The organism is Vibrio navarrensis (assembly GCF_000764325.1).
GTDB classification, from domain to species: Bacteria; Pseudomonadota; Gammaproteobacteria; order Enterobacterales; family Vibrionaceae; genus Vibrio; species Vibrio navarrensis.
Window position 1 is genome coordinate 1,085,713 of the sequence record NZ_JMCG01000001.1, and the last position, 15,438, is coordinate 1,101,150.

Annotated in this window: 12 protein-coding genes; 8 read left to right on the forward strand and 4 right to left on the reverse strand. The window is 47.7% G+C overall.

What is annotated here, in order from left to right; translation table 11 throughout:
* Positions 1–10 precede the first annotated feature (10 nt).
* From odhB to sucD, 3 genes are all read left to right on the forward strand, one after another.
* Positions 11–1,219, forward strand: coding sequence for a 2-oxoglutarate dehydrogenase complex dihydrolipoyllysine-residue succinyltransferase (gene odhB, locus EA26_RS04950; protein ID WP_039424823.1), 1,209 nt, complete (start codon positions 11–13; stop codon positions 1,217–1,219).
* Between the two features lie 191 nt (positions 1,220–1,410).
* A complete protein-coding gene (sucC, locus tag EA26_RS04955; RefSeq protein ID WP_039424826.1) occupies positions 1,411–2,577 on the forward strand; it encodes an ADP-forming succinate--CoA ligase subunit beta in 1,167 nt (388 codons plus the stop codon).
* Entirely contained in the window at positions 2,577–3,449 is an 873-nt protein-coding gene (gene sucD / locus EA26_RS04960) for a succinate--CoA ligase subunit alpha (protein WP_039424829.1), read from the forward strand. Before sucC ends, sucD begins: the two co-directional genes overlap by 1 nt.
* A gap of 72 nt (positions 3,450–3,521) precedes the next feature.
* Here sucD and znuB read toward each other — a convergent pair whose 3' ends face one another.
* Positions 3,522–4,307, reverse strand: a complete 786-nt coding sequence (znuB, locus tag EA26_RS04965; RefSeq protein WP_039424832.1) for a zinc ABC transporter permease subunit ZnuB — start codon at positions 4,305–4,307, stop codon at positions 3,522–3,524.
* Positions 4,300–5,085 (reverse strand): zinc ABC transporter ATP-binding protein ZnuC, encoded by a 786-nt coding sequence (znuC, locus tag EA26_RS04970; protein WP_039424834.1) that lies wholly within the window; start codon positions 5,083–5,085, stop codon positions 4,300–4,302. The genes znuB and znuC overlap by 8 nt, the downstream gene beginning before the upstream one ends.
* Before the next feature lie 80 nt (positions 5,086–5,165).
* Between znuC and znuA the strand changes: the two genes are divergently transcribed.
* The 5 genes from znuA (at position 5,166) to EA26_RS04995 (ending at position 12,985) form a co-directional block, all read left to right on the forward strand.
* The gene (znuA, locus tag EA26_RS04975; RefSeq protein ID WP_081947125.1) at positions 5,166–6,041 is read left to right on the forward strand and encodes a zinc ABC transporter substrate-binding protein ZnuA; all 876 of its coding nucleotides are present in this window, start codon (positions 5,166–5,168) and stop codon (positions 6,039–6,041) included.
* Positions 6,042–6,214: 173 nt separating this feature from the next.
* A complete protein-coding gene (locus EA26_RS04980) occupies positions 6,215–9,589 on the forward strand; it encodes an AraC family transcriptional regulator (RefSeq protein WP_039424836.1) in 3,375 nt (1,124 codons plus the stop codon).
* 667 nt (positions 9,590–10,256) lie between these two features.
* Positions 10,257–10,484, forward strand: coding sequence for a FeoA family protein (locus EA26_RS04985; protein ID WP_039424838.1), 228 nt, complete (start codon positions 10,257–10,259; stop codon positions 10,482–10,484).
* The gene (gene feoB / locus EA26_RS04990; RefSeq protein WP_039424840.1) at positions 10,485–12,758 is read left to right on the forward strand and encodes a Fe(2+) transporter permease subunit FeoB; all 2,274 of its coding nucleotides are present in this window, start codon (positions 10,485–10,487) and stop codon (positions 12,756–12,758) included.
* Entirely contained in the window at positions 12,755–12,985 is a 231-nt protein-coding gene (locus EA26_RS04995; RefSeq protein WP_039424842.1) for a FeoC-like transcriptional regulator, read from the forward strand. Before feoB ends, EA26_RS04995 begins: the two co-directional genes overlap by 4 nt.
* A gap of 52 nt (positions 12,986–13,037) precedes the next feature.
* Here the strand turns inward: EA26_RS04995 and EA26_RS05000 are convergent, their stop codons facing one another.
* Together EA26_RS05000 and argS are read right to left on the reverse strand one after the other, a co-directional pair.
* Positions 13,038–13,466 carry an HIT family protein gene (locus tag EA26_RS05000; RefSeq protein ID WP_039424844.1) on the reverse strand — a complete coding sequence of 143 codons (429 nt, stop codon included), beginning with the start codon at positions 13,464–13,466 and terminating at the stop codon, positions 13,038–13,040.
* Positions 13,467–13,564: 98 nt separating this feature from the next.
* Positions 13,565–15,298 (reverse strand): arginine--tRNA ligase, encoded by a 1,734-nt coding sequence (gene argS / locus EA26_RS05005; protein ID WP_039424846.1) that lies wholly within the window; start codon positions 15,296–15,298, stop codon positions 13,565–13,567.
* Between the last annotated feature and the right edge of the window lie 140 nt (positions 15,299–15,438).

The following is a 15,438-nucleotide window of genomic DNA, read 5'->3' on the forward strand; positions in this document are numbered from 1 at the left end:
AGAAACAGACATGACAATTGAAATTCTGGTTCCAGACTTACCTGAATCAGTCGCGGACGCAACCGTAGCGACTTGGCACAAAAAACCGGGCGACAGAGTAGAACGCGATGAAGTTCTGGTTGATATTGAAACGGATAAAGTCGTTTTAGAAGTACCTGCGCCAGAAGCGGGTATTTTAGAAGCTATCTTAGAAGATGAAGGCGCTACGGTGCTTTCAAAGCAGCTTCTTGCGCGCCTAAAACCCGGCGCAGTAGCAGGCGAGCCAACCAAAGATACGACTGAAGAATCGGTAGCGTCACCAGACAAGCGCCACAAAGCTTCGCTAACGGAAGAGAGCAACGACGCATTGAGTCCAGCGGTACGCCGTTTGTTAGCTGAACATAGCCTAGAAGCACATCAAGTGAAAGGTACAGGTGTTGGTGGCCGTATTACGCGTGAAGATATCGAGGCGCATTTGGCCAACGCAAAAGCGGCAGTCAAAGCTGAGGCTCCTGCTGTTGTTGCTGCGCCAGCCGCGGCTCGCAGTCAAAAACGCGTACCGATGACTCGTCTACGCAAAACGGTGGCAAATCGTCTGCTTGAAGCAAAAAACAGCACAGCAATGCTGACGACGTTTAACGAAGTGAATATGAAGCCAATCATGGATCTTCGCAAACAGTACGGCGATCAGTTCGAAAAACGTCATGGTATCCGTCTCGGCTTTATGTCTTTCTATGTCAAAGCCGTTACTGAAGCGTTGAAACGTTATCCGGAAATTAACGCCTCGATCGATGGCGATGACATTGTGTATCACAACTACTTTGATATCAGCATGGCGGTATCTACACCACGTGGTTTGGTTACGCCAGTCCTAAAAGACTGTGACACGCTGGGTTTTGCTGATGTTGAAAAAGGCATCAAAGAGCTCGCTATCAAAGGTCGCGATGGCAAATTGACGGTAGATGAGTTGATTGGTGGTAACTTCACCATCACCAACGGTGGTGTATTTGGCTCACTGATGTCAACGCCAATCATCAACCCACCACAATCGGCCATTTTGGGTATGCACAAGATCCAAGATCGTCCAATGGCGGTTGACGGTAAGGTTGAAATCTTGCCAATGATGTATTTAGCACTCTCTTACGATCACCGTTTGATTGATGGACGCGAGTCTGTTGGTTTCCTCGTGACAGTTAAAGAGCTGCTGGAAGATCCTGCACGTCTGCTGCTGGATGTGTAATTAAAATTAGACGTTCGGTCATAGATGGCTGGACGTCTAAAGTTTTCAGAGCTAGACTCGCTCAACGTCTGGCCTTCATTTGAGTCACCTGTGGCTTATTTGAGAAGCACCCTACGTACGTATAGCGCAGCGGTTGCTGCACTTTATGGAAATAATAAATCCCATAAGGGATAAACATACGGAATAACACAATGAATTTGCATGAATATCAAGCCAAACAGCTGTTTGCAGAATTCGGTTTGCCTGTACCGGAAGGCTACGCTTGTGATACCCCACAAGAAGCGTTTGAGGCCGCAGGTCGTATTAGTACAGCCAAGAAAGTCGTAAAATGTCAGGTTCACGCTGGTGGCCGCGGTAAAGCGGGCGGTGTTGAGCTGCACGATACTAAAGATGGTGTAAAAGAGTTTGCACAAAAGTGGCTAGGTAAAAACCTGGTGACTTATCAAACCGATGCAAATGGTCAGCCAGTCACCAAGATCCTTGTTGAAGAAGCGTCAAACATCGCTAACGAACTCTACTTGGGCGCGGTAGTTGACCGTGCAACACGTCGTATCGTTTTCATGGCATCTACCGAAGGTGGTGTGGAAATCGAGAAAGTGGCGGAAGAAACGCCAGAGCTGATCCACAAAGCGGCTATCGATCCACTGGTAGGCCCTCAGGCATACCAAGGCCGTGAATTGGCTTTCAAATTGGGCCTTGCGGGCGATCAGATCAAACAGTTCGTGAAAATTTTCATGGGCTTGGGCCAGATGTTCTCTCAGTACGACCTAGCACTCCTGGAAATCAACCCGCTAGTTATCACTGCTGAAGGTAATCTGCTGTGTTTGGATGGCAAGATCAACATCGATTCAAACGCGATGTATCGCCAGCCGAAACTGCGCGAAATGCACGATCCTTCACAGGAAGATGCTCGTGAAGCGCACGCGGCGCAGTGGGAACTGAACTATGTCGCACTCGATGGCAACGTAGGTTGTATGGTGAACGGTGCTGGCCTAGCAATGGGTACCATGGACATTGTTAACCTGCACGGCGGCAAACCTGCCAACTTCCTAGATGTCGGCGGCGGCGCAACGAAAGAACGCGTTGCAGAAGCATTCAAGATCATCCTGTCTGATGACAATGTGAAAGCGGTATTGGTTAACATCTTCGGTGGTATTGTCCGTTGTGACATGATCGCAGAAGGTATTATCGGCGCAGTAAAAGAAGTCGGTGTGAACGTACCTGTGGTTGTTCGTCTTGAAGGTACTAACGCTGAACTAGGTCGTAAAGTGCTTGCAGAGTCGGGTCTGGATATCATTGCAGCTGAGTCGCTAACCGACGCAGCTCAGAAAGTTGTTGCTGCTGCGGAGGGCAAATAATGTCTGTACTAATTAACAAAGACACCAAAGTAATCTGTCAAGGTTTCACCGGTGGTCAAGGCACATTCCACTCCGAGCAAGCGATCGCTTACGGCACACAAATGGTTGGTGGTGTTTCTCCAGGTAAAGGTGGTCAAACTCATCTTGGCTTACCAGTGTTCAATACCGTTCGTGAAGCGGTAGAAGCAACGGGCGCGACAGCAACGGTTATCTACGTTCCAGCACCATTTTGTAAAGATGCGATTCTTGAAGCGATCGACGCAGGTATTCAACTTATCGTCACGATTACCGAAGGCATTCCGACGACCGACATGATCGACGTGAAAGTGAAGCTGGAAGAAACTGGCGTGCGCATGATCGGTCCTAACTGTCCGGGTGTAATTACGCCTGATGAATGTAAGATAGGCATCATGCCCGGCCACATCCACAAGAAGGGCAAAGTGGGTATCGTTTCTCGCTCTGGTACTCTGACGTACGAAGCCGTGAAACAGACCACTGACGAAGGCTTCGGCCAGTCTACCTGTGTTGGTATCGGTGGTGACCCAATCCCAGGTTCAAACTTCATCGATATCCTGAAACTGTTCCAAGAAGACCCAGAAACTGAAGCGATCGTCATGATTGGCGAGATCGGTGGTACAGCAGAAGAAGATGCCGCTGCGTTTATCAAAGAAAATGTGACTAAGCCAGTGGTGTCTTACATCGCAGGTGTGACCGCGCCTCCAGGCAAACGTATGGGCCACGCAGGCGCAATCATTTCTGGCGGTAAAGGGACAGCAGACGAGAAGTTTGCTGCACTGGAATCAGCTGGGGTGAAGACAGTTAAGAGCCTTGCTGACATCGGTAAAGCGTTGCGCGAAGTAACGGGTTGGTAATCTGACCAAACAAATAGTAAAGCCAGGCTTGCCTGGCTTTATTTTTACTTGATAAATGTGGTGGTCGCACACTTAGCCGTTGCGTGGTACGAGCTGTGAAAGCACAAACAAGCTTGTTGCGCTGATGACAACGGAGGGACCCGCAGGTGTATCGAAATGCCATGAAAGCGTCAAACCAGATAAAACTGAGACAACGCCCAAAAACGCGGCTGTGAATGCCATTTGTTCAGGAGAAGAGGCAAAACGTCTGGCGGTGGCGGCGGGAATAATCAGCAGAGAGGTCATAATAAGAGCGCCGACAAATTTCATCCCGACAGCAATGACAATGCCGACCATGAGCATCAGTACCAGACGAATTAAATCGGTGTTGACTCCTTCCACTGCGGCTAGCTCTTCGTTCACCGTCGTTGACAGTAGCGGGCGCCAGAAGATAAATAAGGCAGCGGCAATCGCCACAACACCAGCGTAAATGAACAGCAGATCTTGTGCTGAGACCGCCAAAAGATCGCCAAACAGATAACTCATCAAGTCCACACGTACATTGTCTAAAAAGCTTACCGCGACTAAACCGATGGAAAGTGCGCTGTGGGCGAGAATGCCAAGCAAGGTATCTGACGCAATCAACTGCTGTTTTTGCAAAGTGACCAAAATGACCGCTAAAGTCAGACAGCAGACAACCAATGCTAAGTAGAGATTGATGTCGAGCAGAAAACCGAGCGCTAATCCCATCAGGGATGCATGGGCTAGCGTGTCACCGAAATAGGCCATTTTTCGCCAAACAACGAACGAGCCAAGAGGGCCGGCGATAAGTGCGATACCGATACCAGCAAGAATCGAAGGCAACAAAAATTCAATCATGATGATGTCCGTGATGATGATGACCGCAGCTTGTCGCCTCGCCAGAAACGGGTTGGCCCGCTAAATCATGGTGGTGATGGTTGTGTTGATGGTGATAAAACGCCAGCGATTGCTGAGTGGCTTTGCCAAACAACGCAATGTAAGAGGGGTGCTGGGTAATGTCTGCGGGCGAACCTGAGCAGCAAATATGATGCTGTAAGCATATGACGTCGTCAGTTTTCGCCATCACAAGATGAAGATCATGAGACACCATGAAGACTGCGCAGTGGAAGCGATGACGAATACTTTCGATCAGCTCATACAGATCAATTTGTCCTTGAATGTCGACGCCCTGAGCAGGTTCATCCAGTACCAACAGATCTGGCCGTTGCAATAGGGCCCGAGCAAGCAAAATGCGCTGTGTTTCGCCCCCGGAGAGTTTATGCATATTACTCTCTAGCAAATGCTCCGCGCCAACCAGTTTCACCGCTTCAAGAGTTTCCTGCGAGCTGTATTTGCCCGAGAGATTGAGAAAGCGCTTTACCTTTAGCGGGAGAGCATCATTGAGTTTGAGTTTCTGTGGCACGTAACCGACTTTGAGTTTGTCCTGGCGAGTAACGCTACCATCACTGGGTTTGATCAAACCAAGGATAACTTTGACCAGTGTGGATTTGCCCGCACCGTTTGGCCCGATAAGTGTGGTGATTTTGCCTTTATGCAATTCGAGGTTGATATTATCCAAGACTGCTTTTTCGTCAAAAGTTACGCACAGGTTCTTTAGACTGACTAACGCCGACATGAATGGAACTTATTTGCAATTGATGAGTGTTATAAAGTAACATTTTACTTCATTTAATGCTACTGCCTTACTGGGGAATGATGATGCGCGCGTTTTTAGCTGGATTACTACTTATATTGCCAACCACGGCTGGGGCTGTGGAGGTTCTTACCAGTATCAAACCCATCCAAATGATTGTTCATGAACTTATGCTTGATGTCGATAAGCCGGATGTACTACTCGCTAGCAATGCTTCTCCACATGATTATGCGTTGCGCCCTTCTGATATGAAGAAAATCCGCCATGCCGATTTGGTAATTTGGTTTGGCCCAGGTTTAGAGCCTTTTATGGAAAAGTTGCTGGAAAGCCATCCGCAGGTGATCACTATCGGTGCGATTAAGGATATCCCACTACGTGAATATCAAGATAATCACGGCCATGAAGGGCACAATCACGGTAGCTATGATCCTCACTTTTGGTTAGGTGTCGATGTGGTTGAAGTTGCAGCCAAAGCAATCAGTGAAAAGTTAATGGAATTGGACTCGGCCCACCAAGAAATTTACCAGCGCAATCTCACTCGTTTTCTTACCCAGTTGTCCAGTACAGATGTACAACTCAAAGAGCAACTGAGCGACGTTTCGAAGCTAGGTTACTTTGTCTTTCACGACGCTTATGGGTATTTTGAGTCTCGATACCAGTTGAACAATCTTGGCCATTTCACTGTAAGCCCAGAGCGAAAGCCGGGCGCGAAAACTTTGATCCAGATCCGCAACCGCCTAGCAAAAGGAGATGTCCAGTGCGTGTTTGCTGAACCGCAATTTACACCAGCAGTGGTGGATACGGTGATTGGTAACAGTCCCGTCAATCGAGGCGTGCTAGACCCGATTGGCAGCAAGTATACTGTTGAAAACGGCAGCTACTTCCGTTTTCTCAATGGCTTGGCTGGTGACTATCTGCAATGTCTTAAGCAAGCGTAACGAATTCGCCGGACCAGTTTACGTGATCTAACAAGAAAAATAGCGCAAGTTGATGCTATCAGCCTTTCATCAGCTCGGAATTGATATATCATACTAGATAATTATCAGCTCAAAAAAACACCATTGCTGATGAATGTCCGGTTGATGACCTGACGTATGAAAGGAATTTTCTCTTGCTCCGTATACTGGCCCTCATACTATTTGGGCTTGTGTTGCCGTGGGTAGCACAAGCTGAAAATGGCCAATCTGTTATTTTTTATCCACTGCCCGGACAGGAGCAGGGAACCTTTGTGGCTGCCAAAAACCTTTTTATTGGTAAAGAGGGTGGGCTGTGGATCCATGATGTTCATGGCCGGGTTCAGTTCTACGATGGCAACACGGTGCTTCCCAAAAAAGGTAGCCTTTTAGAGTTCAACGCCGAACAAGTCGCCTTTCGTGAGGGGAGTTTCTGGACTTTTGTCGACAATGAGGTCTTTCAAACTTATCCAAATCGTAAGCGCTCTTTAGTGTTTAGCCTCAGCCCTGGTGCGCAAATTCGCAAAATCGGTAGTTCAGACCAGTATATTTGGGTCAGTGACGGGATAAATTTTTACACCTATAACGTAGAAAGTGGTCTGCTTGATACTTACTCGCTGTTATCACTTTATCAAAACAATCATAGTAGTTACGTCTATATCAATGATGCGCAGCGTGTACTCAGTAAATGGGTGTTGGGTACAACCGCAGGAGCTTATCTCTCGCAAGACAAGCAGTTTACCCACATCAAGGCGTCGGGTAAGCATACGGTCTCGAAACTCTATTTTTCCGATACCCGCCGCGAGCTGTTAGTGGGCACTATGCGTGGAGCGGTATTAGTGAATATTTTCCAACCGTTGCAACAAGAAGTGACGATTGGGGACTCGCATGTACTTTCCATCAGCGAAACAAGCCAAGAATATTGGGTAGGAACAGAACATGGGTTGTTTAGCTATTCATTTCTGGATGGGCAAGTCACGCCAGTCCAATCTTCTGCGCATCAAGGAACTGACTTAGCAAAAAGGAAGATCTACGCACTGGTGAATGATGGCAGCGGTGGCATCTGGATCGCAACCAATGCAGGTTTGCTTTATCACTCTCTATTTAGTCGTAAGTTTGAACGGTTTAATCCTTTCTCGGCTGGGAATATGAACCGATTGACGGGAAACATCCACAAAGCGCTGTATGATTCTTCTGAGGGGCTGTGGCTGCAAGATGGACAAACTCTTTATCGTATGGACGCAGAACGCGTGCTCACACCTATCCATCTACCGGGGAAAGTCAACGACTTCGCTATTGCTCGTCAGCAAGCTTGGATTGCAACAGATAAAGGAGTTGTCATCTACGATATCGCTGAGCAACGCGTCAGACAAAACGAGTCAGTTGCAGAACTGGCGGGTAAGCCTATTGATTATATTGCCATCGATCAGCAAGGCACGGTGTGGTTTAACGGTGGCTATCGCTTGTTTGCTTTAGACGTAGTTACGCAACAACTTAAAGATTATGGCGACAGATGGATAGTACCTACTTACTTACCTGCACAGATCCTCGGTCTTGAAGTCGATACGGGAGAGCGTCTGGTTGTTCGCACGGATCACGGTGCTTACACTTTGGCGGAGAATAAAATCCGCTTTGATCGTAGCAGTTCTGTGCTGGGCGAAAGCATTGATATAGTCCGTGCTATGGACGAGACCCTTTGGTTGGCAGGTTCGTATGGGCTCTATCGTAAACGTAGAGGTGACAACACTTTTATCGAACTTCCTTTACCACAAGAAAACGTCAGGCCAGCTTGTTTAATTCCAGATAAAGAAGGGATTTGGATGTCAAGTTCGGTAGGGTTGAGTTTTTACAATTTTGCCGGAGAGCTAGTTAAGCATTTTGGTGAACCGAACGGGATTCTAAGTAACGAGTTTTTACAAGGTGTGTGCGCGTCGAGCGCGCTGAATGAGGGCGCTCTTGGGCAACTGCTGTTTGGTTCTAAAGAGGGGCTATTGTTTGTTAATCGTCAAGAGCTGTTGATTTCAAAACTCCCCCCTGTACAGCCGGTGATCAGCCAAATGCGGGTCGATAACCAAGTGCTGGTTACAGGCTATCATCAATCCGTTCCTGAGCTTATTCCCTATGGTGCTTCGGTCAGTTTTATGCTTGGCGTTATGCCCGTTGCATATAACCAGTCACTCTATTACCGTTTGAATCAAGATAAGTGGCAAGCCACAGAAGCGGGCCAAATCGCTTTTGAGCATCTCTCGCCAGGCTCTTATCAACTAGAAGTGAAAGCGGCGCAAGGAAACATACCTGGGGCATCGATTCATTTTGTCGTCGAAGAGCCTTGGTATCTAACCAAAGTTGCCTGGTTGTTGTTTGCGTTCTCTTCGTTTGCGCTTGTCGCTCTGCTGTTTGTTTGGCGTTCGCGCTATGTAATGGCACACAACCGTGAGTTAATGGCCCAAGTTGCCTTGAAAACCAATCAGTTGCGACATCAGAGCCGAGTGCTGCTCAACAGCAACCAACAGTTGCGTAAACAGATACAAGTACGCAATCTCTTGGTGGATCACGTAGCTAAGTCGGTGAAATCTAGCTTAAATACGATTATTCCTCAGCCTGACGTTCTGTTGGAGGGAGATAGCCGTGATCATCTGAATAAAATTCACATGCAGTTGGATGAGCTGCTCAGTTCCCCTAACGGGTCCGAGGAAAACGCGCTTCAGCAGTACAATCTAAGCCAAGTTATACACTCTGTGGTTGCCGTATGGTTTGATGATCTGACTAAAGCGGGTATCACGGTTGATATGAGTCAAGTGCAAGCCAATGTCAGAATCACGGTTGATTGTTTCAATTTGGATGTGATCTTGAACAGCATTCTCGCCAGCGTCGTGCGGCGAACCTACCGCGGGCAGACGTTGGAAATTCACCTGCGAGAAGCAGAGCAATATGCGGAGTTGTCATTTATTGACTACGGAAATGCACTGCCTTTGAGCTTATCTGGTGACGCTCTAAGCAGCAGCGTGGGAAGTAAAACTCAGATAGACCTAAGTATTGAAAACGTACCCGCGTTGGTTGCAGCCAGCGGTGGTCAATTTAGTGCCTTTATCGGTGATGCCCGCAATAAATTGCATCTTTGTTGGCTAAAAGCGCCTGAGTTCGATTATTTACCCGCGCCGCTGCTGCCTGGCATGGAAGAAATAAAGTCGCCAGCAACGCCAGAACTCGACTGGCTAAACAAAGTAGAAAGTCTGGTCGCAGAACACTATCAAGACGCGGAATTTGGTACTGCTATGGCAGCGAAGATGTTGTATGTTTCGGAGCGAAGTTTACAGCGCCGCTTCAAGTCAGCCAGTGGAAGAACGTTTAAAGATTATCTTACCGAAGTACGTTTAGAGCGTGCGTGTGAAAGCCTACTTGCTGGCGAGAAAATTGCCGATGTCGCTTTTTCTTCTGGTTTTAACGATCCTTCCTATTTTAGCCAACGGTTTAAAATACATTTCGGATTATCCCCTTCAAAATTTGCAACGCACCAACAAGAGCAAGATTAATCAACGCACCACTACTTTTGGCAACTTTCGCTAATGCTAATGCTAATGATTGAGGGCTAGTTTGTTGGCTCAGACTAGCGGCAGAACGTTGATGGGCTGAGAAACAGCGGTCTGGTGCAACAATATCTTACAGAAATCAATGACACGACTAATGAAGCGTAGTTAGAAGCGTGCAATAAAGAATTGAGCGTGTTTGAGAAGTGATGAGAGGAGAAAAAAATATCGTGGTATAGCCGGGGGGACTATACCACGGGTGTCAATGACACCTTCGCTTGCTGCCGGAGTGACACGAGTAAATCGCGTCACCTCTGGAATTTCTGAGAGAACGTGCTCTCGATGGATTCACTATATGAGAACTCACTTATTTTCTTTATAAAAATAACGCCATCATTACCTGACTAATACGACATTCTGATCGTTAGCCTGTTAACTTATTGAAAATAAATGATTTACTATTTTATTTTGCGGAAATGTAAAAATATTGCCAATTTAAAGTTTGAATACGGATGGTGGTTTTGACGAAAGTGACGAGGCGTAAATTGACGAAAGTTACGGCTTCAAAAATGTAAACTTTGATTTCACGCAATATAGCGATGGGTATTGAACGATAAAATTACACCACTAATAATAATCCTTCTCATTTCAATTTCCGATTAAGGGACCCATCATGAAGTTATCCGAATTAGCGCAGGGGCAGCGTGCGACCGTGTGCGCTTTCCTCTCTCTCTCCATTGATGTCAGGAAAAAACTCATGGTGATGGGGATATTGCCAGATACCGAGATCAGACTGATACGCCGCGCGCCGATGGGTGACCCGCTGCAAGTCGAAGTTCGTGGTGTTTCTCTCGCAGTTCGGGAAAACATTGCCGCGCAGATCGAAGTGGAGAGCAAATAAATGCAGTATCAAATTCTGACCGTTGGCAATCCGAATAGCGGTAAAACAACGTTGTTCAATGGCCTGACAGGTGCAAAACAGCAAGTGGGAAACTGGGCTGGGGTCACCGTTGAGAAAAAAACTGGTCGTTACATGCACGCCGGAGATGATTTTGCTCTGACGGATCTGCCTGGTATTTATTCACTCGACAGCGGTAATGACAGTAACAGTATTGATGAATCGATTGCCGCTCGAGCTGTATTAACACACCCCGCCGATCTGATTATCAATGTTGTGGATGCGACAAGTCTTGAACGTAGTCTCTATATGACCTTGCAGCTGCGTGAACTCGGGCGGCCAATGATTGTAGTGCTGAACAAAATGGATGCTCTGAAGAGAGAGCGACAAGTGCTCAGCGTCGATGAGCTGGAGAAGGTGTTAGGTTGCCCAGTGGTCACCCTGTCTGCCACCGATAGCAAACAAGTTCTCCAGTTTAAAGAAAAACTGCATAAACTTTTGTTACAGGGTGTAGCGCTAAACGACGTTGCATTAGATTACGGCACCGAGATGGAAGCGGCGATCAAAGATTTACAGCCTATGTTCACGAGTGCTGAAGTCGCTTACCGCGCGTTGGCGATTCGTGCTCTGGAATCGGATACCTTAGTGTTAAATGGCCTTAGTGAAGGTCAACGAAATCAAGTCTTGGTACAAAAAGGTAATCTAGATCTTGATATCGACTTGCAAGTAGCCAATGTGAGATATACGTTTTTGCATCAAATCTGCAAGCGTGTGCGTCGTACCGAGGGCAAGTTAAGTCGCAGCACCACCGAGACCTTGGATCAGTTCATCCTCAATAAATGGATCGGCATCCCTTTCTTTTTTGTTGTCATGTATTTGATGTTCATGTTCTCCATCAACATCGGCAGTGCCTTTATTGATTTCTTTGACATCGGTGTAGGGGCTTTACTGGTTGATGGCGGCCATTACTTGCTTGATGACCATTTACCTGTATGGCTAGTGACGATTTTAGCCGATGGCATTGGTGGCGGCGTACAAACGGTTGCTACTTTTATTCCAGTGATTGCTTGTTTGTATCTTTTTCTCGCGATGCTAGAAAGCTCTGGCTATATGGCAAGGGCCGCATTTGTGCTGGATAAAGTGATGCAGAAAATTGGCTTGCCGGGTAAGGCTTTTGTACCACTGGTGTTGGGCTTTGGCTGTAATGTGCCTTCAATTATGGCAACGCGCACTTTAGATCAAGAACGTGAGCGAAAGCTTGCCGCATCAATGGCCCCTTTTATGTCCTGCGGGGCTAGATTGCCCGTTTATGCCCTTTTTGCTGCTGCCTTTTTTCCTGGCGCTGGTCAGAACGTTGTTTTTGCTTTGTACCTGCTTGGCATTGTGGCGGCGATTTTTACCGGACTGTTTTTGAAGAAGACGCTGTATCCTGGCAGTAGCGACAGTCTATTGATGGAAATGCCTGACTACGAGTTCCCGACGATGCAAAACGTGCTGTTAAAAACATGGCAAAAGCTAAAACGCTTTGTATTGGGGGCAGGGAAGACCATCGTCATGGTAGTCGCCATTCTCAGTTTTCTAAACTCGCTTGGCACTGATGGCAGTTTTGGTAATCAGGACAGTGAAAACTCTGTGTTGTCGAAAGCGGCGCAGGTAGTTACGCCAATTTTTGCACCGATAGGCATTACGCAAGAGAATTGGCCCGCAACCGTAGGTATTATCACCGGCATTTTTGCCAAAGAAGCCGTGGTGGGGACGTTGAACAGCTTATACACTACGCCCGGTGAGGAAGAAGCAGCAGAGTACGATTTGGCAGGCAGTTTGAAAGAAGCGGTGATGACCATTCCGGATAATTTAGCGGGCCTGAGTTTTTCCGACCCGTTGGGGATTGAAGTGGGTGATCTGTCCGATTCAGCAGCGGTTGCGGAAGAGCAAGCCGTGGATGCCTCGATTTTTGGTAATTTAAAAGCGAAGTTCGCTTCTGGCCACGCCGCGTTTGCCTATCTGATCTTTATTTTGCTTTATACGCCCTGTGTTGCGGCGATGGGGGCTTATGTGCGTGAGTTTGGTGCGCCTTATGCTCGCTTTATCGCCCTGTGGACGATGGGATTAGCCTATTCAGGCGCGACGTTCTACTATCAAGCGGCTCACTTAGCCGATCACCCAGCGCGTAGTATGGTATGGATGGTCGCTATTATTTCACTGTTTGTCTTGACCTATCAGCTACTAAGACAAGTGGGTAAAAAAGAGCGCAGCTTAGAGGCAACATTAGCGTGATCTTAGATGAACTGTATCAGTATATCGCTGCGCAAGGGATGGTTTCTCGTCGTGATTTAGCCAAACACTTTGGCATGAGTGATGACGGTGCTGATGCCATGCTTAACGTGTGGATCAAGAAAGGTAAGATAAGTCGCTTAGTCGATACCAACCAAGCGAATCACATCACGCGCGTGCGCTATACGGTGACCCAAAAAGAGGGATTGTCTCTCACCGTCACAATGTGACCATAAAGAAAAGAGCCGCAACGACTGCGGCTCTTTTTTCATACCTGCGGAATTATCCTTTTTGAAACAGTGAGCTCAATGACAACACATTGCGGATGCGTTCGAGCATCTCTGCTTGCTCTGCTTCGTTGCGGAACTCACCTTGCGTGTTTCCCCAAATTGGGCCGGGCCAGGCGACATCGGTCTGAAAACGCGCAATATGATGGATGTGCAGTTGCGGTACCATGTTACCTAATGCCCCTAAATTTAGTTTGTCTGGGCGAAAAGTGGCTTCCAATGCTTGGCTGACGGCTTGAGATTCGAGCAGAAACTGTTGCTGCTCTTGCATGGGGAGGTGGTGTAGTTCTTTTAGGTTTGCACGTTTGGGTACCAATATAACCCACGGCACCGCATTGTCTTTGTGTAGCAGTGCAACACACAGCGGGAAGTGGCCGATGAGAGTGGTGTCTTTTGCTAATTGAGGGTGCAGTTCAAAACTCATTATTGTTGTCCGGTTTGAAGAGAGTGAAATCAGTATACGTCAGATAAAACAAAAGGTTGACGCTTTCACGTCAACCTTTCTTAATTACCTAGAACCTCTTACATACGCTCAAGCGTATCAATACCTAGTAGAGACAAACCTTGCTTGATGGTCTTCGCCGTTAGCGCTGCCAGTTTCAAGCGGCTTTGCTTCACCGCTTCGTCTTCAGCCACTAGGATAGGGCACGCTTCGTAGAAGCTAGAGAACTGACCCGCCAGTTCAAACAGGTAGCTACACATGATGTGTGGCTGACCTTCACGCGCCACAGATTGCACCGCTTCTTCAAACTGCAGCAGTTTAGCGATCAGCGCTTTTTCTTTCTCGTCAGTGATCTTGATATCACCTTGTAACTCATCCATCGAAACGCCAGCTTTAGCGAATACAGAGGCTACGCGAGTGTAAGCGTATTGCATGTAAGGTGCTGTGTTACCTTCGAACGCTAGCATATTGTCCCAATCGAACACGTAGTCCGTGGTACGGTGTTTCGAAAGGTCGGCGTATTTCACCGCGGCCATTGCAACCGTGTTCGCGATCGCTTTCTTCTCGTCTTCTGCGAGTTCTGGGTTTTTCGATTCGATTAGCTGCGCTGCACGAACTTCTGCTTCATCCAGCAAATCGGCCAGACGAACCGTACCACCCGCACGCGTCTTGAATGGCTTACCATCTTTTCCTAGCATCATGCCGAACGCGTGGTGCTCAAGAGAAACCGATTCAGGTACGTAGCCCGCTTTACGAACGATAGTCCAAGCTTGCATCAAATGCTGATGCTGGCGTGAATCGATGAAGTACAGTACGCGATCTGCGCCTAGCTGCTCGTAACGATACTTGGCACACGCGATGTCGGTGGTGGTGTAGAGGAAGCCGCCATCTCGCTTTTGGATGATCACGCCCATCGGCTCGCCATCTTTGTTCTTGAACTCCTCAAGAAACACCACTTGCGCGCCGTCATCTTCAACTGCTAAGCCTTTCTCTTTCAGATCGGCCACAATACCAGGCAGCATGTCGTTGTACATGCTTTCGCCCATCACGTTTTCACATGTTAATGACACATTGAGGCGGTCGTAGTTGCGTTGGTTCTGGATCATGGTGACATCCACCAACTTCTTCCACATTTCTGCGCAGAACTCGTCACCGCTTTGCAGTTTAACCACATAGCTACGAGCTTTTACCGCGAACGCTTCGTCTTCGTCGTAGAGCTTTTTCGATTCGCGGTAGAAGCCTTCAAGGTCAGCCAGTTCCATAGAAACTTCGCCAGACTCTTGCTGCACGCGCTCGAGGTTGGCGATAAGCATACCGAACTGAGTACCCCAGTCACCAATGTGGTTGGCACGGATCACTTTGTGACCTAAAAACTCAAGAGTACGCACCACTGCATCGCCAATAATGGTTGAGCGCAAGTGACCCACGTGCATCTCTTTGGCCACGTTTGGCGCCGAATAATCGGCTACGATGGTTTTCGCTTCTTCAGCGGCTACGCCGAGGCGTGCATCTGCCAATGCGGCATCGGCTTGTTTAGCGAGGAACTCTTCACTAAGGAAAATGTTAATAAAGCCCGGACCTGCGATTTCGGTTTTGCTTGCAATGCCGTCTAGGTCTAGAACATCCAGTACTTTTTGCGCAAATTCTCGAGGGTTGGTCCCCAGTTGTTTTGCTACGCCCATTACGCCATTGGCTTGGTAGTCACCAAATTGTGGCTTAGCGGATTGGCGAACCGCTGCAGGGCTGCCTGCAGGAGCGCCAGCAGCTTCGAGAGCCTGAGATACTTTGTCATTAATAAGTGCTTGGATATTCACACGCGTTTCCTTCAATTCAAGGACGAAAAACCCAGAAAGCAAGTGGCCGGGTTCTGTTTGAGTTCACAAAAATGGCGCTAATGATAACAATTTTCTTGATGATCATACAGAGAGGATTTGGTGAAATTTCGACTTTTTCC